Source organism: Maribacter sp. MS6 (assembly GCF_056839185.1).
This window is the reverse complement of the sequence record NZ_CM166389.1, coordinates 4,330,903-4,355,320: the sequence shown is the minus strand read 5'-3', so window position 1 is coordinate 4,355,320 and position 24,418 is coordinate 4,330,903. Positions and strand designations below refer to the sequence as shown.

The 24,418-nt window shown below is 38.0% G+C and carries 25 protein-coding genes; 16 read left to right on the top strand and 9 right to left on the bottom strand.

The window, feature by feature from the left end; translation table 11 throughout:
- Positions 1-116 precede the first annotated feature (116 nt).
- Positions 117-767: a rhomboid family intramembrane serine protease gene (locus tag MS6x_RS18910; protein WP_482604318.1), complete on the bottom strand. Its 651-nt coding sequence runs from the start codon at positions 765-767 to the stop codon at positions 117-119.
- Positions 768-825: 58 nt separating this feature from the next.
- On the opposite strand from MS6x_RS18910, the gene MS6x_RS18905 reads away from it, so the two are divergent.
- Together MS6x_RS18905 and MS6x_RS18900 are read left to right on the top strand one after the other, a co-directional pair.
- On the top strand, positions 826-1,722 hold the full coding sequence (locus MS6x_RS18905; protein WP_482604316.1) for a lysophospholipid acyltransferase family protein: 897 nt from the start codon (positions 826-828) through the stop codon (positions 1,720-1,722).
- 98 nt (positions 1,723-1,820) lie between these two features.
- On the top strand, positions 1,821-2,834 hold the full coding sequence (locus MS6x_RS18900) for a sterol desaturase family protein (protein ID WP_482604314.1): 1,014 nt from the start codon (positions 1,821-1,823) through the stop codon (positions 2,832-2,834).
- A gap of 91 nt (positions 2,835-2,925) precedes the next feature.
- On the opposite strand, the gene glmM is transcribed toward MS6x_RS18900, so the two are convergent.
- On the bottom strand, positions 2,926-4,314 hold the full coding sequence (glmM, locus tag MS6x_RS18895; protein WP_482604312.1) for a phosphoglucosamine mutase: 1,389 nt from the start codon (positions 4,312-4,314) through the stop codon (positions 2,926-2,928).
- A gap of 95 nt (positions 4,315-4,409) precedes the next feature.
- On the opposite strand from glmM, the gene MS6x_RS18890 reads away from it, so the two are divergent.
- From MS6x_RS18890 to MS6x_RS18880, 3 genes are read left to right on the top strand one after another with little or no spacing between them, the layout of a single operon-like run.
- Positions 4,410-4,994, top strand: coding sequence for an acyl carrier protein phosphodiesterase (locus MS6x_RS18890; RefSeq protein ID WP_482604310.1), 585 nt, complete (start codon positions 4,410-4,412; stop codon positions 4,992-4,994).
- A gap of 32 nt (positions 4,995-5,026) precedes the next feature.
- Entirely contained in the window at positions 5,027-6,715 is a 1,689-nt protein-coding gene (gene ggt / locus MS6x_RS18885; protein WP_482604308.1) for a gamma-glutamyltransferase, read from the top strand.
- A 57-nt stretch (positions 6,716-6,772) separates the two neighbouring features.
- On the top strand, positions 6,773-7,486 hold the full coding sequence (locus MS6x_RS18880) for a hypothetical protein (RefSeq protein ID WP_482604307.1): 714 nt from the start codon (positions 6,773-6,775) through the stop codon (positions 7,484-7,486).
- 71 nt (positions 7,487-7,557) lie between these two features.
- On the opposite strand, the gene MS6x_RS18875 is transcribed toward MS6x_RS18880, so the two are convergent.
- Positions 7,558-8,577 (bottom strand): transporter substrate-binding domain-containing protein, encoded by a 1,020-nt coding sequence (locus MS6x_RS18875; RefSeq protein WP_482604305.1) that lies wholly within the window; start codon positions 8,575-8,577, stop codon positions 7,558-7,560.
- A 161-nt stretch (positions 8,578-8,738) separates the two neighbouring features.
- Between MS6x_RS18875 and MS6x_RS18870 the strand changes: the two genes are divergently transcribed.
- On the top strand, positions 8,739-9,170 hold the full coding sequence (locus MS6x_RS18870; protein WP_482604303.1) for a GNAT family N-acetyltransferase: 432 nt from the start codon (positions 8,739-8,741) through the stop codon (positions 9,168-9,170).
- Between the two features lies 1 nt (position 9,171).
- On the opposite strand, the gene MS6x_RS18865 is transcribed toward MS6x_RS18870, so the two are convergent.
- Positions 9,172-9,936, bottom strand: a complete 765-nt coding sequence (locus tag MS6x_RS18865; RefSeq protein WP_482604302.1) for an XRE family transcriptional regulator — start codon at positions 9,934-9,936, stop codon at positions 9,172-9,174.
- 98 nt (positions 9,937-10,034) lie between these two features.
- Between MS6x_RS18865 and MS6x_RS18860 the strand changes: the two genes are divergently transcribed.
- The 3 genes from MS6x_RS18860 (at position 10,035) to MS6x_RS18850 (ending at position 13,114) form a co-directional block, all read left to right on the top strand.
- Positions 10,035-11,297, top strand: coding sequence for a putative DNA modification/repair radical SAM protein (locus MS6x_RS18860; RefSeq protein WP_482607194.1), 1,263 nt, complete (start codon positions 10,035-10,037; stop codon positions 11,295-11,297).
- A 176-nt stretch (positions 11,298-11,473) separates the two neighbouring features.
- Positions 11,474-12,280, top strand: coding sequence for a TIGR03915 family putative DNA repair protein (locus MS6x_RS18855; protein WP_482604301.1), 807 nt, complete (start codon positions 11,474-11,476; stop codon positions 12,278-12,280).
- A 180-nt stretch (positions 12,281-12,460) separates the two neighbouring features.
- Positions 12,461-13,114 (top strand): hypothetical protein, encoded by a 654-nt coding sequence (locus tag MS6x_RS18850; RefSeq protein WP_482604299.1) that lies wholly within the window; start codon positions 12,461-12,463, stop codon positions 13,112-13,114.
- Positions 13,115-13,178: 64 nt separating this feature from the next.
- Here the strand turns inward: MS6x_RS18850 and MS6x_RS18845 are convergent, their stop codons facing one another.
- Positions 13,179-13,706, bottom strand: a complete 528-nt coding sequence (locus MS6x_RS18845; protein WP_482604297.1) for a hypothetical protein — start codon at positions 13,704-13,706, stop codon at positions 13,179-13,181.
- Positions 13,707-13,869: 163 nt separating this feature from the next.
- Between MS6x_RS18845 and MS6x_RS18840 the strand changes: the two genes are divergently transcribed.
- Complete coding sequence (locus MS6x_RS18840; protein ID WP_482604296.1) at positions 13,870-14,928, top strand: ThuA domain-containing protein; 1,059 nt, start codon at positions 13,870-13,872, stop codon at positions 14,926-14,928.
- A gap of 29 nt (positions 14,929-14,957) precedes the next feature.
- Here the strand turns inward: MS6x_RS18840 and MS6x_RS18835 are convergent, their stop codons facing one another.
- The gene (locus tag MS6x_RS18835; RefSeq protein ID WP_482604294.1) at positions 14,958-15,416 is read right to left on the bottom strand and encodes a nuclear transport factor 2 family protein; all 459 of its coding nucleotides are present in this window, start codon (positions 15,414-15,416) and stop codon (positions 14,958-14,960) included.
- 129 nt (positions 15,417-15,545) lie between these two features.
- Between MS6x_RS18835 and panB the strand changes: the two genes are divergently transcribed.
- The 4 genes from panB (at position 15,546) to MS6x_RS18815 (ending at position 18,270) form a co-directional block, all read left to right on the top strand.
- A complete protein-coding gene (gene panB, locus MS6x_RS18830) occupies positions 15,546-16,364 on the top strand; it encodes a 3-methyl-2-oxobutanoate hydroxymethyltransferase (RefSeq protein ID WP_482604292.1) in 819 nt (272 codons plus the stop codon).
- A gap of 11 nt (positions 16,365-16,375) precedes the next feature.
- Entirely contained in the window at positions 16,376-16,873 is a 498-nt protein-coding gene (gene lspA / locus MS6x_RS18825; protein ID WP_482604290.1) for a signal peptidase II, read from the top strand.
- A 133-nt stretch (positions 16,874-17,006) separates the two neighbouring features.
- Entirely contained in the window at positions 17,007-17,705 is a 699-nt protein-coding gene (locus tag MS6x_RS18820; protein ID WP_482604289.1) for an RluA family pseudouridine synthase, read from the top strand.
- Between the two features lie 34 nt (positions 17,706-17,739).
- Complete coding sequence (locus MS6x_RS18815) at positions 17,740-18,270, top strand: DUF4252 domain-containing protein (protein ID WP_482604288.1); 531 nt, start codon at positions 17,740-17,742, stop codon at positions 18,268-18,270.
- On the opposite strand, the gene MS6x_RS18810 is transcribed toward MS6x_RS18815, so the two are convergent.
- Positions 18,267-19,133 (bottom strand): DMT family transporter, encoded by an 867-nt coding sequence (locus MS6x_RS18810; protein WP_482604286.1) that lies wholly within the window; start codon positions 19,131-19,133, stop codon positions 18,267-18,269. The genes MS6x_RS18815 and MS6x_RS18810 overlap by 4 nt on opposite strands.
- Positions 19,134-19,147: 14 nt before the next feature.
- Positions 19,148-20,692, bottom strand: coding sequence for a hypothetical protein (locus tag MS6x_RS18805; protein ID WP_482604284.1), 1,545 nt, complete (start codon positions 20,690-20,692; stop codon positions 19,148-19,150).
- A gap of 146 nt (positions 20,693-20,838) precedes the next feature.
- Between MS6x_RS18805 and MS6x_RS18800 the strand changes: the two genes are divergently transcribed.
- Positions 20,839-22,011 carry a 2-isopropylmalate synthase gene (locus tag MS6x_RS18800; protein ID WP_482604282.1) on the top strand — a complete coding sequence of 391 codons (1,173 nt, stop codon included), beginning with the start codon at positions 20,839-20,841 and terminating at the stop codon, positions 22,009-22,011.
- A gap of 2 nt (positions 22,012-22,013) precedes the next feature.
- Positions 22,014-23,132: a 3-isopropylmalate dehydrogenase gene (gene leuB, locus MS6x_RS18795; protein WP_482604280.1), complete on the top strand. Its 1,119-nt coding sequence runs from the start codon at positions 22,014-22,016 to the stop codon at positions 23,130-23,132.
- A gap of 6 nt (positions 23,133-23,138) precedes the next feature.
- Here the strand turns inward: leuB and MS6x_RS18790 are convergent, their stop codons facing one another.
- The gene (locus MS6x_RS18790; protein WP_482604278.1) at positions 23,139-24,365 is read right to left on the bottom strand and encodes a TlpA disulfide reductase family protein; all 1,227 of its coding nucleotides are present in this window, start codon (positions 24,363-24,365) and stop codon (positions 23,139-23,141) included.
- Between the last annotated feature and the right edge of the window lie 53 nt (positions 24,366-24,418).

The following is a 24,418-nucleotide window of genomic DNA, read 5'->3' as shown; positions in this document are numbered from 1 at the left end:
ATTAAGTCCCATAAGAACGAACTACAACCTATCTACATATATTACAAATGTGTTTTTCGATGAATTACCCTAATTCACTCTAAAATGTTGCCAAAAATAAAGTATTTTCCTACATTTTATATTTTTCCTGCTTTTGCCAAAATAAACAGAAGTACGATTGGTACTGCTAGAATAGCGACCATAAAGGTGTCCGTAACTAAAAGTGAAGGCATAAAGATAAGAGTGCTTAAATAGCCTCCAACAGCACCACCAAAATGTGCCGTATGTCCAATATTGCCAAGTCTGCTTTTCATACCATAAATAGAATACAAAAGGTATCCAATCCCTAAAATATAGGCCGGCAGTGGAATAGGGATAAACATAATGCCTAATTGCATATTTGGCTGTAATAAAATGGCTGCATACAGAATACCCGTAACGGCACCACTAGCCCCTACAGCGCTATAATAAGGTTCATTTTTATGGAAGAAAAGCGCCAACAGACTGCCAGCAACAAGACTAATAAAATAAATAATCAAAAATTTCCCAGAACCAAAACCATTAATAACCACCTCTGCAAAAAAGTAAAGGGTAAACATATTAAAGAATAAATGGGAAATATCTACATGCAGAAAACCAGAGGTAAGCATGCGTTCTTTCTGTCCCGCTTTTATTGCTCCTATCCCAAACTTGTAACGATCAAAAAAATAAGTATCGTTAAATCCTTTTAAAGAAACAATAACGTTGGCAGCAATAATAGCCATGGTAGCTATACTTAAGTTGTTCATGTGTAAACCTTATTTTTGGCTTCAAATATAGCTATATTTGTTCATTATAATCTAGCCTATGCAGCTACTTGCCTTTATCTTTTTATATCCTTTTTTATGGTTGATTTCCATATTGCCCCACACTGTATTTTACGGATTTTCCGATGTAGTTTTTTTCTTTGTTTACCATATTTTTGGCTATCGTAAAAGGGTGGTAAGAGACAATTTGGTTTTGGTCTTTCCTGAAAAAAGCAGGGAGGAGATTAATCGAATAGAAAAGAGATTTTTTAAGCATATGTGCGATATGTTTCTTGAAATGATCAAAACAATGGCACTTACTAAAAATCAAGTGCAGGAAAAATATAAGGTTTTAAATATTGAAGTACTACGAGAATTAGAAAAAGAAAGAAGCATACTTATCCTATGCTCCCATTATGCAAATTGGGAATGGAACGTAAGTATAAATAATTACGTGAACTCTAAAGGGTACGCTGTATATCAAAAAATAACCAATAGATATTTTGACTCTTTTATCCGAAAAGTACGAGCAAGATGGAATACCACCCTAATTACCCAACAGGAGACGGTAAAAACTGTCGTTCGTGATAAACGGGATGGCGTTATCGGAATTTTCGGAATGGTAAGCGATCAGTCGCCGCAAAGGCATAGGGCCCAATATTGGTCAGATTTTATGGGCATAAAAGTACCTGTTTTCAACGGTGCGGAAACCATGGCCAGAAAATTAGATCTCGCCGTTGTGTTCCTCAAAGTTAGTAAGGTAAAACGAGGCTATTATCAAGCAGAATTTATTCCTATTGCAGAGCGAGGCAAAGAAACCGACGAAAACTATATCACAGAGACTTTTTTGCGACTCACGGAGCAACAGATAAGAGAGCGACCGGAACATTATTTTTGGACCCATAAACGTTGGAAACACAGGGGCAAACAACCGGCACATTTTGCCAAGACTTCGTAGTACAGGCCACCAAATTTCTATCATTTGAATTGATTGATGTATTGTTATTGGTTATATTTAGCGCTGTTTAGACCGTTAATGCATTAACAATCAAAGAGATGGAAATCTTAGAAACAATCTACAACGAAATAATTGGCTTTTTAGGTATTTCACAAGCCTGGGAAATTATTCGGGAGGGCGATTACACAGTCTTTAGGACGTATGATGGCATTGTATCGCTTATTTACCCAATTATACCTTTTTTGGTATTGCTGGAACTAACGCTAGGTTTACTCTACAAAAAACCACAGACAAAGGTCTACAAGGTAAATTTTCTTATTTACATCTTCAATAGATTTGTAGGAAGGTTTATTGCTATAGCTATGGTAACATGGATTATAGGTTTGTTACAGCCGATAGCGCTTTTCCAAACAAGTTTTACATGGTATTGGTTTATTTATGCCTATATCGTTTGGGAGTTTGGGCACTTCCTATATCACTATTGGGGTCACAAGGTTCGCCTGTTTTGGTGTTTGCATTCTACGCACCATGCACCTGAGGATATGAATCTCTCGGTTACCTATGCACATTTCTTTTTAGAGGGACCGTATGCAGATACGATAAGGACTACCGTGTGTATCTTACTAGGCGTACAGCCAGAACTATTGTTCCTTATCATGTTCATAGATGGTACTTGGGGCGCCTTTATACACGTGGGAGAGAACGTAATTAAGGATGCAAGGTTTGGAATCATAGGAAAGTATATTTTAACACCATCGCACCATAGAGTGCACCACGCAAGAAATCCGTTATATATGGATACCAATTTTTGTAACCTGTTAAATATCTGGGACCGTGTCTTTAAAACGTATCAAGAGGAACAGAAAGAGATAAAAATTGAATATGGTATTACTAGAAAAATGGACTCTGGAAATTTCTTGGATGTCTACTTTGGAGAGATAGTTGCCTTAGCCAAAGATGTTGCAAAAGCACCAGGTATCATAAACAAGCTAAAATATATTTTTATGCCGCCAGGCTGGCATCATCTTGGCCAGCATGAAACCGCCAAAATTGTAAGGGAAGCGTATTTTAAAAAAGAGCAGGTAAAAGTTCTTAAAGCCAAAGTAGGATAGTTTAACATTGTTTGTTGATACAACTTAAAAAATCCCAACACTACACTCAGTTTTGGGATTTTTAATTATACATTTTTGAAAAGCATACGCTTTATGCCCGGGCAATTTGCTCTAGCTCTGCAATCATTCGGTCTGCCAAGTCATCGGCTTCTGCCTGGCTCTTCGCTTCCGTATAAATACGTATGATGGGTTCAGTGTTCGATTTTCGAAGGTGTACCCAATTTTCTGGAAAGTCGATTTTCACGCCGTCTATAGTGGTCAGCTCTTCGTCTTTATAGGTAGCTGCTATAGCCGCTAAAATTGCATCTACATCAAGTTCCGGTGTGAGCTGGATTTTCTTTTTGCTCATAAAATAACTAGGATAGCTTGCCTTTAATTCTGCAACGGTGCCGCCCTTTTCTGCCATCAACATTAAAAACAATGCCGTTCCAACTAAGGAATCCCTACCATAATGACTTTCTGGGTAAATGATGCCTCCGTTTCCTTCGCCACCAATAATAGCCTTATTCGCCTTCATCTTTGTTACCACATTTACTTCGCCTACTGCAGAGGCTTCATACGTTCCACCGTGTTTTTCTGTGATATCGCGTAACGCTCTTGAAGAGGACAAATTGGATACCGTATTCCCTTTTGTTTTTCCCAATACATAATCCGCACAGGCCACCAAGGTGTATTCCTCACCAAACATTTCGCCATCATTGCTTATAAACGCCAAACGATCTACATCTGGATCAACCACAATACCAAAATCTGCCTTCTCTTTTACTACTAGGTCACAGATATCTTTAAGATGTTCTTTTAAGGGTTCTGGATTGTGGGGAAAATGTCCGGTTGGGTCACAATACAATTCTACTACCTCTACCCCTAGCTCCTTTAATAAAGCAGGAATTGCAATCCCACCAGTAGAATTTACCCCATCTACGACTACTTTAAACTTAGCCTTTCGGATAACATCAGCATCCACCAAGGACAGATTTAAAACTTCATCAATGTGAATATCAATATAACTGTCGTTCTTTATAATTTCGCCTAAATCGTCTACTTCTGAAAAGTTGAAATTCTCTTTTTCGGCTATCTCAAGAATCTTTGCACCTTGGGCAGCATCTAAGAACTCTCCTTTTTCGTTCAATAGTTTTAGTGCGTTCCACTGCTTTGGATTGTGACTTGCAGTTAAAATAATACCACCATCGGCTTTTTCCAACGGCACTGCAATCTCAACAGTAGGGGTTGTAGACAGGTCCAAATCTACCACATCTATCCCTAGCCCTACTAGGGTAGATACCACTAAATTCTGAATCATTTCTCCAGAAATACGGGCATCGCGACCAATAACGACCTTTAATTTTTCTTTCTTGGAGTATTCTTTGAGCCATATGCCATAGGCTGCCGCAAATTTTACGGCATCTATTGGTGTTAGGTTATTCCCTGGCTTTCCTCCTATCGTGCCTCGTATTCCAGATATTGATTTAATCAGTGTCATAAATTCGCTATAAGTTTTTGCAAATATACATTGTCTATTGGCAATTGGGAGGATAGCAATTCGTAAATTCGACCTGCACAAAATTTTATTGGTCAATGAACTTCCTTGCACATATTTACCTATCGTTTGGTGATCCCGATATCACCATAGGAAACTTTATTGCAGATAGTATTCGAGGAAACAAGTTTGAACATCTACCGCCAAGGGTCATAAAAGGAATAAAATTACATCGACAGATAGATACCTTTACCGATGCGCATAGGTTGCATAAGGAAAGTAGTAAACGACTACATGCCAACTACAGTCACTATAGTAGGGTTATCGTTGATATTTATTACGATCATTATTTGGCAAAGAACTGGGACCGTTATTCCGATGCTCCTTTGGAGGAGTTCGTTGATAATTTTTATGATTTGTTAGAAGATTATTATGCCATTTTACCGGAGAGCGTAAAACGCATGATGCCCTACATGATCGCAGACAACTGGCTTCTAAACTATAGGAAAATGGAGGGCATCGCCAATGTGCTGAACGGGATGAATAGAAGAACAAAGAACAAGTCTAAAATGGATCTTGCGATTGTAGATCTTGAAGAACATTACAAAGAATTTGAAACCGAGTTCACCTCTTTTTTTGAGGAATTGATTATCTTTTCCAAGCAGAAATTTGATTCACTTTAACCAATACCGAACCAGAAAACTACCATTTCATTATGATTAAAAGAATTATAGTTTTTATTGTTTTACCAGTTTTGTTTATCCAATGCAGGAAAGCGCCGATCATACCTACTGGACTCGTCGCCGAAAAGGCGATGGTGGTATCCGCTCGTGCAGAGGCTTCTAAAATTGGGGTGGACATCATGAAAAAAGGCGGTAACGCTTTTGATGCTATGGTAGCGACAGAAATGGCCTTGGTTGTCGCCTATCCATTTGCGGGTAATCTTGGTGGTGGCGGTTTTATGGTCTATAGAAGTGCAGACGGTGATGTAGGCGGACTGGATTATCGGGAAAAGGCGCCATTAGCCGCTCATAAGGACATGTATTTGGATTCTCTCGGCAACGTTGTTCCAGAAAAAAGTACCCTTGGGGCAACCGCCGTTGGTGTACCTGGAACTGTAGCCGGAATCATTGCAGTTCACAAAAAATTTGGATCGCTGCCCCTTGAAGAAATTATGGCACCTGTTATTGCCTTGGCGGAAAAAGGAGTTGTCGTTACAGAAAATCAAGAAAAAAGATTAGCAAGTCAGCGAGAAAAAATTATAGCGGTAAGTGGCGACAGCACCAAATTCGCGACTCCTTTTAAAGAAGGGGATACCATAAGCTATCCAAACCTTGCCGCTACCATGAAGCGCATAGCACAAAATGGTAGAGACGGCTTTTATAAAGGTGAAACAGGGCAAAAGTTAGCCGCCTTTATACAAGAAAAGGGAGGCTATGTTACCGAAGAGGATTTAGAAAAATATGAGGCGGTATGGAGACAACCTGTCGTATTCGATTACAAGGATATTAGGATAATTTCAATGAGTCCGCCAAGTAGTGGCGGCGTTACCATGAATCAAATATTTAGGATGATGGAGCCTTACGATGTTTCGGGCTTTGGTCATAACTCTGCAAAAGCGATACAATTGTTTACCGAAGCTTCACGAAGAGCTTATGCCGATCGTAATTATTATTTGGGCGACCCTGACTTTGTAGATATACCCTTGGATGTAATATTAAGTAAAAGCTACCTAACCGCGCGTATGGAAGGATTTAGTTTTGAAAAAGCTACTATATCATCTGAAGTTTCGCATGGCGAAGTAGAAATAATGGAGAGTATGGAAACGACACACTACTCTATCGTAGATGCGGAAGGGAATGCGGTCTCGGTAACCACCACATTAAATGGCGCCTATGGCTCAAAACTATACTCCGATGAACTCGGTTTTTTCCTGAATAATGAAATGGACGATTTTAGTGCAAAAGCAGGGGTGCCCAATATGTTTGGCTTAATTGGTGCCGAAGCAAATAGTATTGCCCCGGAAAAACGAATGTTAAGTAGTATGACCCCTACCATTGTAGAGCGCGATGGAAAGCTTTGGATGGTAGTAGGAACACCTGGTGGATCTACGATTATTACGGCTGTGGCCCAAACGATATTGAATTCGTACGAGTTTAATATGAGTATGCAAGAAGCAGTAAACGCCCCACGTTTTCATCACCAATGGTTACCGGACATGGTCATCTTTGAACCTGAGGGATTTACAACAGAGCTAAAGGAACAAATGAAGTTAAAAGGATATATTATAAACGAAGACCGTACGCCAATAATTGGTAAGGTAGATGCTATAAAAGTGCTGCCCGATGGGAAATTAGAAGGTGGTGCCGATAAGCGTGGTGACGATGCGGCGGTTGGGTATTAATGCCCATAGCCCACAAACGGGGAACTCTTATTCAAAATATCTAAACTCGACAAAAAAATGATTCGAAAAATACTCAAAATACTTGGCGTACTCGCCGCCCTATTGATTATTGCCTTTATTACTGTTTATGCAGTATATAATGAAAAGCTACCTGAAGGAAGACCAGGTGCCGATGCCGATGCCTTGGCAGAAAAGATGCTCGCTACGCTAAACCATCATAAATTCAAGGAAACCCATTATTTGGAGTGGTCTTTCAATGGCGGCGCACATCAATACAAATGGGATACCGAAAAACGCAAAGTCGATGTTTCATGGGATGATTATTTGGTTAACCTAGACTTAATTTCAAAGGGTTCCAGTATAGTTTTCAAAAATGGGGAACGCCTTATGGATATAGAAAGTGAAGCAATTATAGCAAAAGCAGTAGACAAATTTAATAACGACTCGTTTTGGCTTGTTGCTCCCTATAAGGTTTTTGATACCGGTGTCAAACGAAGTATAGTTCCCCTACCCGATGGCACGGATGGGCTGCTGGTTACCTATACAACCGGCGGAAGCACACCTGGTGATTCCTACCTATGGATGTTGCAACCCAATGGCTTTCCCAAAAGCTTCAAAATGTGGGTGAAAATTATCCCTATTGGTGGTATCGAAGCAACATGGGACGATTGGGCAGTAATGGAAAGTGGTGCATTCCTACCAAAATCCCACGAAATGGGTCCTGTTAAGTTGATGATGGGTGATATAAGGGGATATAACGAAGAATACTAGACGCTTGATATGATAAAATCATGAGGTTTGAATGAACAACAATTTTAGGCAAGAATGTACGTGAAGCGAATCTAGAGCTCTGCTAAACCAAATTCGTTCAATACGACCTCCCATTCATTCGTATCTTTTATTTCTAAAATACGTTGTGAAATCCGTTGCTCCAACATAACGTGAGTTTTTGGTAGTCCGAAAGCATAAAATTGTACATCAAATTTTAATGGAAGTACCTCTAAATTAATAAGACTAGAGTCATTTTTAATGCGATACTTTAAAATAGGTTCATCATAAAGAAATGCCTCTATTTCACCTTTCTTTACAGCTTGGAGACCTTCAAGAGCTCCACCATATGTTTGTACATTTTTAAAAAAATGCTCGGATAGGAATGACCGTGTTCCCGACTTTGCTACGGTACCTACCTTTCTATTTTTAAAGGTATTGAACCCATCTGGATTATTGGTGAACTGATTCACATGAGTGACCGTTAAACTAGAGGCAATACTTGCTGTTAGTCCAGAAATAAAAAGTAAGCCACCAAACATTAAAATTAGGGCAGAAATCTTTCCTGATTTTGTTTTAGGAGCTTTATCTCCATAACCAACGGTAGTTAAAGTGACTGCAGACCACCAAACTCCGTCCCAAATACCCTTTGCACCATACCTAAAGGACTCAGGGTTTTCTTTGCGTTCTGACAACCAACCTAATAGACCAAAAACAAAAATAATCATCAAGAGCACCAACAATCCTCTCAAAAAATTTAGATTAAAAAATCCTTTAAAAAAGTCCATGATTTTTTTATACGAAGAGTCCCTTGCTACCGCAGCAGTTGCATTGGAAGCAAAAAATGAATGCGTAAACTCCATTTCCTTGCTACGGTCACTTGTAACCGTTAATGGATTAATACTCAAATCTATACCTCCGGTACGCAAGGAATCTAGCATATCAGAAAAATCCATAGGCACAAGCCTATAGTGTAGCTCTAAGTCTTTGGCCACATGTTTCCATAACCAAATATTTAAACCCTGTAGCTTTTCTCCTTCTTTAACGATAAAAGGAGCAGCTGGGGTATAACCAACTAATAATGTATCACGCACAACTTGACTTTGTACAACAAAACTTATAAGGCACGCTAACAACGTAATGTTTTTAAACATATGACTTATTTCATAATTAGAGCTAAATATAAGCCAAAAGCCATTGGAAAGCTAAGTCTGAAAAATAGAAAATCCATACTTTTATAATTAAACTTTGTGCCATGGAAATTAAGCTAATAAAGAAAACTGATATCTCAGAGCAGTTGCAAAATCAACTATCCGAGCTTTACCTACAACTAAATTCGGAACTGAAACAACTTCCCTTACAAACTATCTTAAAAGAAACCGAAAATTTGGATGTTGCCGCTTGTTTCGAGGATAATTTACTCATTGGTATCGCCATGATGGCCAAATACAAAGTTATTTCCGGACATAAAGGTATGATAGAGGATGTGGTAGTTTCACAAGACCACAGAGGAAAGGGTATTGGTAGAGAGCTTATGGAACTATTATTAGAGCGTGCCAAAAAATGCAAGTTGAATGATGTACTACTGTTTAGTGGGCATCATAGAACCCCTGCAATTTCACTTTATAAAAGTCTTGGCTTTACCTTAAAGGATAGTGGTCTTTACGTTAAAAAGCTAAAGGATTAAATTACACCTTCTTCACATGTTGTAACTGATTTTTAAGCTCATTCATAGATTCCTGCAGTTGACGCAACAATCCTGTATCCGTTGTTGCATCTACATTAAAGGTGATTTTACTACTTACCTCCCAAATTTCCTGAATTTGAAACGGTTTAATGCTGTAAGGTGGATATGTTTCGTTTAGGGATACAAGAGTAATGTTGTTTGAATTTGGACGTTTTTCTATTTTTTTGACCATAATGGAATCCTGCAGTACTACCACATACATTTTATTGGCATTTACATGATCTATATGCTCTATCGCTCTTGCCAAAACCCATTCTCCGGGATGCAAGTTAGGTAACATACTGTCCCCTTCTATCTGAAATCCTCTATAGGTAGCATTTCTAAATTCAGGAATAGGTAAATCAAAGGCGGGAAGTTGCTGGTACCAGCTGGTATCAGCAATATTTTGGGGGTATCCTGCAGCTGCCTTTGCATTTACGAGTACCATATTATCATTCTGCTCGGTATCTACGGTAACCACTTTCGGAATTACGCTTGTGTTAGAAGTTTCCAAATACTGCTGATCACTCTCACCGAATAACCAAAGCGGATTAATTTTAAACTGCTTTAAAAGCTCGGAAACAACCTTTCCGGATAGTTTTGTACGGCCACGTTCGATATCTGCTGTAGTGTTCGACACACCAATTAGTGCCGCGAATTCTGCCTGGGTGAAGCCTAAATCTCTTCTGAGATCAGTAAAACGCTTTAAAGTCAATTCATTTTCCATACTCAAAGATACTAATTATGGATTATATCCAAAATAATATTTGGATTATTTCCATAATTAGGAATATATCCATATTTTTGGATTATATACATATTATAATGAATTTTGAACGGATAAAGGAAAAGTTAAACATTTTGGCAGATGCCGCAAAGTATGACGTTTCCTGTTCCAGCAGCGGCAGTAAGCGTTCGAACAAGAACAAAGGTCTTGGGAATAGCAGCGGTATGGGTATTTGTCATAGCTATACCGAAGATGGAAGATGTGTTTCATTGTTGAAGATTTTGTTGACGAATCATTGCATTTTTGATTGTGCCTATTGCGTTACCAGAAAGAGTAACGATGTTGAACGAGCAGCGTTTAAAATTCAAGAGGTTGTTGATTTAACCATAAATTTTTATAGAAGAAATTATATCGAAGGTCTGTTTTTAAGTTCAGGTATTTTCAAAAGTCCCGACTATACAATGGAACGGCTCATAGCAGTGGCTAAAAAGCTTAGAGAGGAAGAAAATTTCAACGGCTACATTCATTTAAAATCGATTCCCGGAGCAAGTGATGAATTGATGTATGAGGCCGGATTATATGCAGACCGTTTATCCGTTAATATAGAAATCCCTACTATCTCTGGTCTTAGATTATTGGCTCCTGACAAAAAGCACGAAGATTTTTTAAAACCAATGTTAAAGGTCAAAAACGAGATTATACGCTACAAGTCGGAAAAGAAAATTATAAAAAGTACACCCAAATATGCCCCGGCAGGACAAAGCACCCAAATGATCATTGGAGCTACAGGAGAATCGGATAAGGATATTATGTATTCAGCTACTCATTTCTATAAAAGTTATAATATGAAACGAGTTTACTACTCGGGTTATGTTCCCGTTGCAAACGATACAAGGTTACCCGCTATTGGAACCCAAGTACCTATGCTACGTGAGAATAGGTTGTATCAAACCGATTGGCTCTTGCGGTTTTATGGATTTTCTGTTCAGGAATTATTAAATGAATCCCATCCGAACTTGGACATAGAGGTAGATCCAAAACTAAGTTGGGCATTACGAAACTTGAATCACTTTCCCGTAGATATTAATATTGCCGATAGAAGTATACTTGCCCGGATTCCCGGTGTTGGTATGCGCAGCGTTCACAAAATCATGAACGCAAGGTCTTTTAGAAAATTAAACTGGGAACATCTGAGAAAAATGGGCGTGGCGCTAAATCGTGCCAAATATTTTATCCTATGCGATTCTAAATACTGGGAGCGCAGAGATCTGGATGCACATCGTATAAAAGGAATGATTTTACAAACTTCTTCCGGAAAGTTTCGTAATCAATATAGCGGTCAATTATCATTATTCAATTAATTAAGTGTAGCAAATGGAAACAATACAAGCATCAGCTCGTCAAGACTTGCTCAATAAAAGCAGACAGACTGTTCTAAACGCTGGATATCGCATCGTAGTATTAAAAAGTAAGCTTAGAAAACAGGTTGTTAACTTTAAGAAAAAAGTCAATCAATTTTATTTTTAAAAAGAACACTATGGCAACCAAAACACAAACAATTCCAAGATTCGACCATACAGCGAGAACATTTATTTATGACGGAAGTTTCAACGGATTTCTCACCGCCGTACTCATTGGCTTTGAGCAAAGGGTAATCCATGCCGACATTCAGAGGCGAGGTACCTCACAAAACGGATTGTTTACCGAGAATGAAACTATATTCACGAATACAATTCAGGCCAAACGAGTTTGGAACGGTATTAAAAATAGAAGTAATGCTGCTATTAAGAATATTTATTTTGCCTTTTTAAGCGAGCATAAGGGTATAGAACCCCTACTCTATTGCTATATTCGAAAACTAATGGGTTGCCAAGCGGACCGCAGTACAGATTTTTCGGACGAATGTATTTTAAAAATTAATCAGCTTGCACATAAAGTTGGTAGGGAAAAGCATAGAATGGAAGCTTTTGTTCGCTTTCAGTTGACCAAAGATGATGTATACTTTTCCCAGATAACCCCCGACTTTGATGTACTACCCTTACTATCCAAGCACTTTAGGTCTAGATATGCAGACCAACAATGGATTATTTACGATACGAAACGTAAGTACGGGCTTTACTACAATTTACAAGGTGTTGAACTCATTAGCTTAGATTTGGAAGAAAACCTAACAAATAGCATAAAACGAAGTTCGATTATGAAATCCGAAGAATATGCTTATCAAGAGTTATGGAATTCTTACTTCCAAAGCACGAATATTAAATCACGTATCAATAAAAAATTACACGTGCAACATGTACCTAAGCGTTATTGGAAATATCTATCAGAAAAAAAAGTAAGTTAAACTCAGATTATTTAGCTATCGATTAGTTTATACTAATTATAACTGTGTTATCGTCAAGCGCAGTACAAAGGATGTTGTAAAACCGGAGTTATAATTCTTGAAAAATATCGAAGGCCTGTATAAAAAATTCCATACGTCGACTAAAAGATTATTTTTGTGCTTCTATAAAACACTCTAACCATGTTAAAAAGAATTACAATTGTAACCCTTGTCTCTCTGCTATTTGTTTCCTGTTGGAAGGACAAAAGTCCCGAGGACCTTATACGTTTAAAGGATAAATTCAAATCTACCGTCTCCTCTTTTGAAAAGCGAAAAGAAACCGCTAATAAAAATGTAACAAAAGGCTTAGAGACTTTAAATGCGCTCAAGGTGGCGTTGGAAGATACCAAGAACGAGGATAAGGAATTTGCAAAAGTCTATGGCGATTGGGAAAAAGTAAACAAGCGAGTAGAACGATTGAATAAGGAATATGAAGATTTAAAGGAGCATGCTGCCAACCTATTCAACGCCATGCAAACACAAACGAACAGTCTTAGTGATGAAACAAGCCGAAATACGCTAAACAGTGCCATAAAAAAAGCCCGCACCAAATACAATGCTACTTTAGCCAATACTTCTAAAGCGATTGAAAAATTACAAATATTACATGGCGATGCCGTGGAGGTTGTAAAAGCTCTAGAAGTAGCTGCCGCATTAAATTCATTTGATACTATTAATGATCAAATGAAGAGCATTGAAGGTCGTGTAGACGGTATTATGCAAGAATTGAATGTTGCCGTGGTAGAAAGTAAAAAGCTGTATGAAAAAAAAATAACCGAACTGGGCGAAGAGTAAGTACTGACACACGATTTTGATAACATTTAGGGGATTAGAGCTTTTGTTTCTTATCCTTATTTGTTTAACCCTTCGATCGCTCTCCAACAAAGTAATCGTTCTTGGTCTTGAACAGCACATTAAAAGAGGTAAGACTACCATAAATACGGGTAATGTATTGCTGTAGGTCTATTTTCTCCTGATCATCCAGGTTTTTACTGCTATTAATTTTTTGTTCCATCACACGGATACGGTCGCGTACCATAACTATTTTATGAAAAAAAGTATCTATCGGCATTTCTTTGTTCGCACTGGAATCCCCAGGATCTAGAACTAGTTTTCCATTGCGCCATTTGTCGGCCAAAGCCACTTTTTCATGTGTATCGCTCCATTTTTCGAGGATTTTTGTGAGAGAACTTTCAATATCAAAAAAACTAACGGTGTCCACATCATCATGTAAGTGCTCAATTACCTCAAAATCGGCATCTAGTGCTATAGTTTCCAATCCCTTATCTATAAAAGTTACCCAGTAGTGTTTATAAGAAACATTGGTAACCACTCCTTTTCCGTATTCTTTGTGTTCTATTCGCGAACCTATCCCTAACAATTCCATTTGCTACATTTAATTAATAAATGCTAAGTTAAAGTCCGTATAGTTAAACTGCAATAGTTGGTTATGCATTTATCTACTTTGGTTGAGATTTGAATATGCGAATATGGCAGGTTAGTTTGAGTTAAAAAATCATACTTTAGTAACTAGTTCTAATCAAATAAATATGAAAAGTAGTACTTTATTGGGCTTGATTTGTATACTGGCTAGCTCCTGTGGAGATGTTAAAAAAGATAAAAAACAATATGAATCAAAGGTTACAGCCGTACCGCAAAAATTACAGGTTTTAATTATAGACGGTCAAAATAATCATTATATATGGCCTAAAACGACCATGATGATGAAAGATTATTTAGAGCAAACCGATTTATTTGCAGTGGAAATCCAACGCATGGATTCGGTTTGGCTAGGTATCAAGTATAAGGAATCGAGACCGGAATCATATACGATGTTCATTGAGAAATATCCAGTTGGAGATGCTTCTTATAGCATTTCCAACCAACCGATTACGGCATCTGACTTTACCGTAGATTTTACGAAGTACGATGTAGTTGTTTCCAACTTGGGGTTCGATGCTGCTTTATGGCCGGAAACCACACGAGCGGACTTTGAAACTTATATGGAAAACGGTGGTGGACTAGTAGTGGTACACGCTGCCAACAATGCTTTTGGTAATTGGGAGGAATATAATAACATGATAGGTCTAGGTGCTTGGGGCGGACGAGACGAAAGTTCAGGACCTTATGTCTATTACAACGATGCCGGTAACGTCGTCCGCGACAGTAGCGCCGGTGTAACGGGTTCCCATGGGTCGGAATACGAATTTGAAATTGTTGCAAGAGCGGCAGAACACCCCATTATGAAAGGAATGCCTCAGACATGGTTACACACCCAAGACGAATTGTACGAACGGATGCGCGGTCCGTTTAAAAATGCTACAATATTGGCCACTGCCTTTGCCGATGTCGAAAAGAATGCACCACCCTGGGACCCTACGGTAAAGGGTTTAGGGCAACATGTTCCTATGCTAATGACTATCAACTATGGAAGCGGCCGTGTTTTCCATACCGCTTTGGGGCATTTCGACTATTCCATGGAATGCGTAGGATTTATGACCACCTTCCAACGAGGTACGGAATGGGCGGCTACCGGGAAGGTTACACAAGAACTGCCTGAAGATTTTCCTTCTGAGGGAAAAACATCGAGTAGAAAATGGAATAAATAGAAATATTTTGCAAAATCAGCTATAGTGCTCTATTCTTTAGCTCCCTCAGAAGTTCTACTATCAATCAGATAGATAATCTTCCACATACCTTTTTGCTCAAAGAGTTGTATAGAGTTCGCCCCAGCGTGATGTAGTCTATTATCTAGGTAAAACGCATAAGGTGTCCATACATGAGCCAAAGGACCGTCTACTTGTATGGAATAGCTCAAGAGTTTTTCCTCAAAAATTGTAGCATCTGGCATAGCTACAATTCCATTAATTAAATCTTGAAAATCTTGGTCTCTTAATGTTTGTATGCCATTTTCATTTGGAGCGGTACGCCTAAGTAGTGCATCTTCATGAATCCATTTTTGCATTCCCTCTGCATCACGGGCATGGAAAGCTTCAAAAAACGAGTTGACCGTACTTTTAACAGCTTCCTCTGGAGTTTGCGCGAAGGAAATAGTTACGGAAAACAAAAAAACAGTAGTAATAAGGGTTTTCATCATTAAGTTTTATGGATTGACCGATTTAAAAATAAACATAATAAACCAACTAGATGCTGCATAACGCATTCTTATAATTAGACGTCATTCTCATCAAAACTCCTTATTTTTAACACGAACTAATTCAATAAGATGTCCACAGCAAAAAAAGAATACAAAAGAGTAACTGTAAAGTCCTTGGTGGACATGAAAAAAAATGGCGAAAAAATTTCTATGTTAACCGCATATGATTATTCTATGGCCAAAATTGTAGATGCTGCTAATGTAGATGTTATTTTGGTTGGTGACTCTGCGAGTAACGTTATGGCCGGCCATGAAACTACCTTACCCATTACCTTAGATCAAATGATTTATCACGCTTCTTCGGTAATTAGAGCTATAGAACGAGCACTTGTCGTGGTTGACCTGCCTTTTGGGAGCTACCAAAGTGATCCAAAAGAGGCGTTGCGTTCCGCAATTCGCATTATGAAAGAGAGTGGTGCCCATGCCGTTAAGGTAGAGGGAGGAGCGGAGATAAAAGAATCCGTAAAACGCATTCTTGCCGCCGGCATACCCGTCATGGGGCACCTTGGCCTAACACCACAATCCATTTATAAATTTGGTACCTATACCGTTAGGGCCAAAGAAGATTTAGAAGCAGAAAAATTGAAGCAGGATGCCCTCCTTTTAGAAAAATTAGGTTGTTTTGGTATCGTGTTGGAAAAAATACCTGCAAATCTTACCAAAGAAGTTTCTGAGAGCCTTACGATTCCTACCATAGGAATTGGAGGAGGCAAGCATGCGGATGGCCAAGTTTTAGTCATCCATGACCTTTTAGGTATGACACATGAGTTTAATCCAAGGTTTTTAAGACGCTACATGAATCTTTATGAGGAAATGGGCAACGCCATATCCAGTTATGTGAAGGATGTTAAAAGCATGGATTTCCCTAGTGATGATGAACAATATTAAGAAATAAACGGTTGAAACAAAAGCTTGTAGTTTATCGATTTTACATTATTATCTTGGTTTTGTTGAATGTTGGTTGCGATCAGATTACAAAAGAAGTAGTTCGCAAAAATGTGACGAGTAGGGACTATATTGAAGTGTTTAATGATAATCTGATTCTTACCAATGTAGAAAATACGGGAGCTATGCTCGGTTTTGGGGCCAACTTTCCTCCTTTTGTGAAAATCATCCTGTTACAGCTACTCCCCGTTTTGGTACTTCTGGTACTTTTCTATCGTATTCTGACGAAGAAAACAATACACACATGGCTTGTAATCGCCTTTACATTTGTAATTGGTGGCGGAATTGGAAATTTAATAGATCGCATAGCGTATGGGTCGGTAACCGATTTTTTTCAAATACGGTTGGGTATGTTTAATACCGGAATTTTTAATATGGCAGATGTTGCAGTTACTACCGGAGTGCTTCTCATCTTATTCTTAAGTTTGTTTGGGAAAAAGATGCCTATTTAAGGTGGGTACTGTTCTTAATACCAATGAATGTATAGAAACGCGTTATCTACTTTTGAATTAGGTTTGATTGTTTTACATGTATTAAATGCAATTATAGTATGATATTCACACAATTGAAAAAATAAACTCTGTAGTGCCAAAGAATCAACATTCCAATGTGAAAAATCTTCAAGTACTTTTTGAGGATAATCATATTATAGCTGTAAATAAGCGACCAGGGGACATTGTACAGGGAGATAAGACTGGCGATATACCATTGAGCGAAGTAGTCAAGATGTATATAAAAGAAAAATACGATAAACCCGGAAACGTATATTTGGGCGTCGTGCACAGGCTAGATAGACCTACTTCTGGTATTGTTCTTTTTTCAAAAACTTCGAAAGCTCTTCCTAGACTCAATAAGTTATTTGCAGAAAAGGAGGCGAAAAAGACCTATTGGGCCGTAGTAAAGAATATTCCTGGAAATACTACGGACACCTTAACGCATTGGCTAAAACGAAATCCAAAACAGAACAAGTCCTATGCCCATAAAAATGAAGTTCCAGATAGTAAAAAGGCAATTTTAACTTACAGATTGATTAAAAAATTAGATAGATACGCCCTGTTGGAAGTTGATTTAAAAACGGGAAGACATCATCAAATACGATCACAACTATCACTTATTGGAAGCGCTATAAAAGGAGATTTAAAGTATGGTTTTGATAGGAGTAATCCTGATGGTAGTATACACCTACACGCAAGAAAATTAGTGTTTGTACATCCAGTAAAAAAAGAGTTAATTACAATACTGGCGCCACCACCAAAGGAAACCGTTTGGGATGCATGTCTCTAATTTTGTTACATTTAGATACTAAATTTTTCTAATTATGAGATTTTCACTTTTAACAATTTTCCTTTTAGTATTGCTTTCAAGTTGTGGAGGCTATAACTCAATTGATACATTTTATAACGCTCATAAAAACGATGACCAAGTTACTGCTGTGCGCGTGCCTCGATTTATGTTGGGAATGTTAAGTGAAATTTCACCCGAAATGAAAACCTTTATGGGAAATACCAAAGACTTAAGATATATGCAGTTTCCTAGCGCGACTCCTACAAGAACCCAATTCTTGCATCAGCAGATGAACGGTATTACAGGTAATTCGTTTATAGAGGTGTTTCGAAAAAATGACAACTTAAAACGCAATATAGTCTCTATCCGAGAAAAGCGTGAAGCCGTTAAGGAAATATTAATCTACAATAACAATGGTCAGACAGGGTCTTTCCTTTACTTCAATGGGAATTTTGACCCTGCAAAAGTGAGACAGTTGGCAAAAGAAGACGGCTTTAAAATATTGGGAGATGGCATTATCAATCAATTTACAGGTAACGGAGCTTCTACCAATACCACGAACTAATCTGCTCGTTTTTTTGAAGATCTGAAACTTTCAATAACTACGGAACCTAAAATTAAGAGTCCTCCAGCTACAGTTGTTAGCTCTGGTATTTCATTTAAGAAGAGTACCCCTATAAGTATTCCGTATACAGGCTGAACACTGCTGAGGATGCTTACGGTAGTAATGCTAAAGTGTTTAAAAGTCATTAAAAATAATGTATGGCCAATTGCCGTAGTAATTACAGCTAAAGCAACGAGGCCTTCCCACTGGTTCATAACCATACTTAAATCAGTAAAAAAAAATGAAGGAAGGAGAATACAGCCTATAATTCCTGTTTGGTACACCATTAAAGCCGAACCATGATAATCTGTCACCTTTGATTTTAAGGTTAGATTCCTAAGGGCGTAACATAGTGCCGAAAAAAGGCCGATAAAAATAGCTATTGTATTAGAGTCATCCAAGTCCAACTCTGGGCTTAAAAAATAGATACCCGCCAGCACCATTACTCCTAACACCAAATGAATTTTTTGAAACGCTGTTTTTAGTAATAACGGCTCTAAAAAGGCGGTTAGCACCGGATATGTAAATAGTGAAAGCATACCAATGGCAACACTGGACCATTGTAGCGCATAAAAATAAGTTACCCAATGTAAACCCATCAACAGACCACTAATAAAAACAGCACCTCTATGTGCAGGTTTGATCTGCAAAGAAATTCCCTTCCACTTACAAAAAAGCACTAAAAGTAGAAAGGCCAATAAAGCTCTTGACACAATCGTTACCGGTACAGGCAGGTCAACATATCTACCTAATGCGCCAGAAGTTCCAATAAATACCATAGCTAGGTTGATCTCTAGCAAATGTGAAAAGTGGGAGCGTTTCATTTTAGTGATACGCCTTAACGCGTTTGTAGTAAGGCTTTTTCCCTAATAATTTGGGAAACAGGTTTATTTTCTAGATGGCTTTCCAACCAAGAAATAATATCTAAATACAGAAAAGCCCGTTTTTCATAAGGATGGTCTTCATACTTTTTAAGCTCTGTATGCAATTTTTGGAATTCGGCCCTAAGTTCGTTGGGGTAAATGCCGCCAAGATTTCTTAAAAACTTAATCATTTCTTTCTGAACTGCATGCATATCGTTCATTTTCAATAAAAACTTATAGGTGCTTTTTAATTGAACTTCTAAATGATAGTCCATCCCTGCTTCATAATGTGCTACAAGGCTCAAAACTCTCGCAAAGCACATTAAATCTTCTCGCATTTTCAGGTTTTTGTTGTCGATAATCTTTTTTAGATACACAATACAGGTTTTATTGTCACCAATACCGAAGTACAGAGAAGCTATTTTATAGTATAGCACCATCACATGATGCGCGTCTATCCGATCTTTATGCTTGTTAATACCATACTCAACAATTTTAACGAGATACAATCCTTTTTCAAAAGTGCCTTCCAAAAAATGAAGGTTGAGTTTATTTGCATTTAAATAAAGAAAGGCCAATGATGCGATATTATCATTTTTTGGAAAATTTTTATCTTTTAGAACAGTTTCTAATTCCTCAAGTGTTTGTTTAAATTGTGAACTATACTTTACATAAAATAAAGATTCTAACAAATAATGATTTCCCTTAAGATAAAAAACAGGATTTAAATAGATCATTTCCTTGTTTTCACTAAAAAGGTCTACCCATTTGCTGCTATATTTATAACAGGACAGGAAATCCTGAATTAAAAAACTATACCATAAATAAGCCTTGTACAACCAAAGTTTTTCTCTAAAACCGAGGGTTTCCAAGTCATATTTTGGCAAATGTTTGGTAAAGTATTCCTTTACTCTTTTTAAATCGTCATCACTACGAACATATCCGACCTTAAGCATCATTCCATATAACTGTAACGAAAGATTGGACAGTTTGCTTGTCATCACATTTTGGCCCGATAATTCCTTTGCCTGTAATGCCAGTTCATCAGCTCGATCTGGAATACTTCGGGTTATGTATTGCGTTTCAATTATTTTCTCTAACTCTACAATTTCATAGGCGATATTCTTTTCCTCATTGTCAACGGCCACAGATTTCGCCTTATCCAATATTTTGAGGCTTTGTTTGTACAGTCCCTTTTGATACAAAATAGTAGCAAAATCTAGTTGTTCTCGTATCTGTACGCGAATATTTTGGTTTACTGGATTTAAGCGCAAACTCACCAAAATTTGTCGGTATAGATGTGCCTTCAAATTTGATAGTTGCGCTTTTTTAACGTTCACACTGCTCAATATCACCTTTTCGTCATATTTTTTTATTTTATCCAATAGATTGAATAAGGCTAAAAATTTGGCGTCTGTATTCACACCAAGGCGACCAACGTAGAGTTTAAATTGTCGCTTTTCGGATTTTGACAAGGCTTTCACCAAAATGAACAACGCGTCTTTATGGGCATTTGTCATCGTAAAAATAACGGTTTAAGTGGTTGAAAATCAATTTGTTGATTATTCAAAAAAGTGTCTCAACGTTGTAAATTCCTTGACAAAATCTACATCTTCTGTACATACTGTCATATATTCGTTAGACCGGTTAAAACTACGTAAATATAATGAGCAAAGATATAGTACAAATTTTTGACACTACTCTTAGAGACGGAGAGCAAGTACCTGGGTGTAAACTGGACATGGAGCAAAAGCTAGTCATTGCAGAACGCCTGGACCAGCTTGGTGTAAACATCATCGAGGCAGGATTTCCAATATCGAGCCCAGGGGATTTTAAATCTGTCGAAGCCATAGGTAAGCTAGTAAAAAGTGCAACTGTTTGTGGACTTACCAGAGCAGTGAAAAAAGATATAGAGGTTGCCGCAGAAGCATTAAAGTACGCTGTAAAGCCTAGAATACACACTGGGATAGGTACCTCCGATTCCCATATAAAATTTAAGTTTAACTCTAACCGGGACGCTATAATCGAAAGAGCAAAAGAAGCCGTTAGTTATGCAAAATCTTTCGTTGAAGATGTTGAATTTTATGCTGAAGATGCCGGAAGAACGGACAATGAGTTTTTGGCACGAGTTTGTGAAGCGGCAATTAAGGCGGGAGCTACGGTACTAAATATACCGGATACTACAGGCTATTGCCTACCAGAGGAATACGGTGCCAAAATGAAGTATTTAATGGAAAATGTAAAGGGAATTCATAAAGCCATCCTTTCTTGCCACTGCCATAACGATTTAGGTCTTGCAACCGCGAACTCAATTGCAGGTGTTATTAATGGAGCGCGCCAAATAGAATGTACCATTAATGGCATTGGAGAACGCGCGGGAAATACATCCTTAGAGGAAGTTGTTATGATACTAAGACAACATCCAGACCTTAATTTAGATACAACCATTAATAGTAAACTATTGTACGATACCAGTTTAATGGTTTCTAACAAAATGGGTATGCTTGTACAACCTAACAAAGCTATTGTTGGAGCCAATGCTTTTGCACATAGTTCAGGAATTCATCAAGACGGCGTTATCAAGAATAGAGAAACATATGAAATCATGGATCCTGCTGACGTAGGTGTTACCGAATCGTCAATTGTACTTACAGCAAGAAGCGGAAGGGCGGCGCTGGCGTATCGTGCAAAAAATGTAGGTTATGAATTGACCAAGCTTCAATTAGACGAGGTGTATCGTGAATTCTTAAAGTTGGCCGATATGAAGAAAGAAATTCTAGATGGTGATATTCATGAAATCATTACCTCAAGCGATATAAACCTAGTAAGGGCAAGTTAAGGATGCATTTAAATATAGCTGTTTTAGGGGGTGACGGTATAGGACCGGAAGTAGTAGCGCAATCTATTAAGTGCCTAAGGTCTGTTGAGGAAACATTTGGGCATAGCTTCACCTTTAGAAAAGAATTGGTAGGAGCTGCCGCCATTAAGAAAAGCGGGGATCCTTTACCAGAAAAAACCCTTAAAACATGTAAGGATTCCGACGCCATTCTTTTTGGGGCCATAGGCTCACCAGAATATGATGGCAACCCTAAATCAAAAGTTTGGCCAGAACAAGGTCTGTTAAGGCTCAGAAAAGAATTGGGCCTATTTGCGAACATTAGGCCGGTAAAAGTTTTTCCTACTTTGGTAAAACAGTCGCCGCTTGCAAAAAAAGTAGTGCAACATACAGATTTGGTTATTTATAGGGAGCTGTCCGGAGGTATCTATTATGGTGAAAAGACAAGGAATGAACTTACCAACTCGGCCACGGATACCTGTACATATACAGAGGCCGAAATTAGCAGAATAGCCCATTTAGCTTTTAAAGCGGCAAAATCTAGAAGAAAAAAGCTCACATTAGTAGACAAAGCCAACGTTTTAGAAACATCAAGACTATGGCGAAGAACAGTTTACACCATTGCAGAAAGTTATCCCGAAGTGACTTTGGAAGCACTTTTTATAGATAACGCAGCCGTTCAAATGATTCTGAACCCGAGTCAGTTCGATGTGATTTTGACGGACAATATGTTTGGTGATATTCTTTCAGATCAGGGAAGTGTCATCGCAGGTTCTATCGGTCTTTTGCCGTCCGCATCGGTAGGAGCGGATTACGCCATGTTCGAACCCATTCATGGTTCCTATCCAAATGCAAAGGATAAAAATATTGCAAATCCTGTGGCATCTATATTAAGTACGGCAATGCTGCTACAGCATTTTAAAATGGATGAAGAATCCGATGCGGTCGTTGCCGCCGTTCTAAAGTCCTTCTCTAAAAAAATAGTTACTCCGGACATTATGGGAAGTAGCAAGTACGGAACAAGTTATGTAGGCGACTTTATTGCCGATAATATAATGGACTTAGACGGTAGTTTTAAAATGAACGATGAGAACATTGGATTAGGAAAATCTACAATTATTTAACCATAGTTACTCTTCAAGTAATTCTGTAACAAAGTTATTGAAATCTTCTTTAAACACTACAAACGTGTCACCGGTGGCAGGACCATTAAACCCAGTATGTATTCTTCTCACCTGTCCTTTCTTGTCAATAAAAATGGTGGTTGGGTAAGATAATACATGATTAAGCATTGGCAATTTTTCTTGTGCCTTTTCTTTATTAGAGCTACCATACTGTGCTAGTAAAACTGGATACGTAACTCCTATCCTTTCTTTTAGCCTTTCTATGCTTCTCATTGCAGCTTTTTCCGTTTTAGCATATTCAAAAGCCAAAGCGATAACCTTTAGGTTTTCGTTATCATTTTTCTTTTTATAATTGACTAAAAATTTTGTTTCGTCTAAACAATTAGGACACCATGTTCCCATCAACTGAACAATAATTACTTTGTTTTGGAATTCTTCATCCGATAAGGATACCAAACGGTTTTGGCTATCACGAAATGAAAAATTGAATCTATCGTAACCCTTTTTTATAAATGTTAATGAATCTGGACTAGGCAGCTCAAAACCTTCATTTCTTTTAGCTTTGAAGGCTGTTTTAAAATGCCGTCCAGAATAAAACATACCATTTAACACACTGTCGGTAGCCTTTGCAAGAAATAAAAAAGCATGAGCTCCATCGAAGGCAGAGAGCTTCAAGGAGTCTTTATCCATTACCCCTTCTAAAAACCTATAATCCCCTGTCGAAGTTCTAAATGTTCCTGTAACCTTTCCTTTATTTTGGGTAAACGTTCCTTTACCCAAATAACTTTCTGCCGTATCTGGACCAAATTCTGTTTCCCACGTACCAGAAACATTCACCTCAGGAGATTGGCTGTCGCTAAACCTATCCAAGACATTAAAAATGGCACTAAACGGAAGGCTTCTGTCCATACTTTCAATATTAAACCTACCCACTATGCTATTGGGTGTAATGACACCCGCTATATAACCGTCAAAAACAGGTGCATTAATCCTAATGGAATCCTTATCAACTACAATCTCGTCTACAACAATTTTTTCTTGGGCATTTAAGACGTCCAATTGATAACTGCCCGAAGCAGTTTTGTAAAGGTTAAAATTAAAAGGAAGCACCTTACCGTCCATAAGGCATAGCTCTGCTTGCCATATTCCTGTATTGAGTTCTATGGGATTAGTCTGCTTTTTACAATTTAATAAGGCTAAAAACAATCCATAATAGCATAAATATTTTCTCATAAAAAGTTACTTGTAAATTAGCAGTATATGAATAATGAAGCGAAGATAAATTT

Coding starts and splice junctions, on each gene's coding strand:
- MS6x_RS18845 (WP_482604297.1), bottom strand. CDS start 13,706: ATGGAATTGTTAGGGATAGGTTCGCGAATAGAACACAAAGAATACGGA.
- MS6x_RS18890 (WP_482604310.1), top strand. CDS start 4,410: ATGAACTTCCTTGCACATATTTACCTATCGTTTGGTGATCCCGATATC.
- MS6x_RS18910 (WP_482604318.1), bottom strand. CDS start 767: ATGAACAACTTAAGTATAGCTACCATGGCTATTATTGCTGCCAACGTT.
- panB (WP_482604292.1), top strand. CDS start 15,546: ATGTCCACAGCAAAAAAAGAATACAAAAGAGTAACTGTAAAGTCCTTG.
- MS6x_RS18790 (WP_482604278.1), bottom strand. CDS start 24,365: ATGAGAAAATATTTATGCTATTATGGATTGTTTTTAGCCTTATTAAAT.
- MS6x_RS18865 (WP_482604302.1), bottom strand. CDS start 9,936: ATGGAAAATGAATTGACTTTAAAGCGTTTTACTGATCTCAGAAGAGAT.
- MS6x_RS18805 (WP_482604284.1), bottom strand. CDS start 20,692: ATGACAAATGCCCATAAAGACGCGTTGTTCATTTTGGTGAAAGCCTTG.
- MS6x_RS18810 (WP_482604286.1), bottom strand. CDS start 19,133: ATGAAACGCTCCCACTTTTCACATTTGCTAGAGATCAACCTAGCTATG.
- MS6x_RS18900 (WP_482604314.1), top strand. CDS start 1,821: ATGGAAATCTTAGAAACAATCTACAACGAAATAATTGGCTTTTTAGGT.
- MS6x_RS18815 (WP_482604288.1), top strand. CDS start 17,740: ATGAGATTTTCACTTTTAACAATTTTCCTTTTAGTATTGCTTTCAAGT.
- MS6x_RS18840 (WP_482604296.1), top strand. CDS start 13,870: ATGAAAAGTAGTACTTTATTGGGCTTGATTTGTATACTGGCTAGCTCC.
- glmM (WP_482604312.1), bottom strand. CDS start 4,314: ATGACACTGATTAAATCAATATCTGGAATACGAGGCACGATAGGAGGA.
- MS6x_RS18870 (WP_482604303.1), top strand. CDS start 8,739: ATGGAAATTAAGCTAATAAAGAAAACTGATATCTCAGAGCAGTTGCAA.
- MS6x_RS18905 (WP_482604316.1), top strand. CDS start 826: ATGCAGCTACTTGCCTTTATCTTTTTATATCCTTTTTTATGGTTGATT.
- MS6x_RS18800 (WP_482604282.1), top strand. CDS start 20,839: ATGAGCAAAGATATAGTACAAATTTTTGACACTACTCTTAGAGACGGA.
- MS6x_RS18860 (WP_482607194.1), top strand. CDS start 10,035: ATGAATTTTGAACGGATAAAGGAAAAGTTAAACATTTTGGCAGATGCC.
- MS6x_RS18850 (WP_482604299.1), top strand. CDS start 12,461: ATGTTAAAAAGAATTACAATTGTAACCCTTGTCTCTCTGCTATTTGTT.
- MS6x_RS18880 (WP_482604307.1), top strand. CDS start 6,773: ATGATTCGAAAAATACTCAAAATACTTGGCGTACTCGCCGCCCTATTG.
- MS6x_RS18835 (WP_482604294.1), bottom strand. CDS start 15,416: ATGATGAAAACCCTTATTACTACTGTTTTTTTGTTTTCCGTAACTATT.
- ggt (WP_482604308.1), top strand. CDS start 5,027: ATGATTAAAAGAATTATAGTTTTTATTGTTTTACCAGTTTTGTTTATC.
- MS6x_RS18855 (WP_482604301.1), top strand. CDS start 11,474: ATGGCAACCAAAACACAAACAATTCCAAGATTCGACCATACAGCGAGA.
- leuB (WP_482604280.1), top strand. CDS start 22,014: ATGCATTTAAATATAGCTGTTTTAGGGGGTGACGGTATAGGACCGGAA.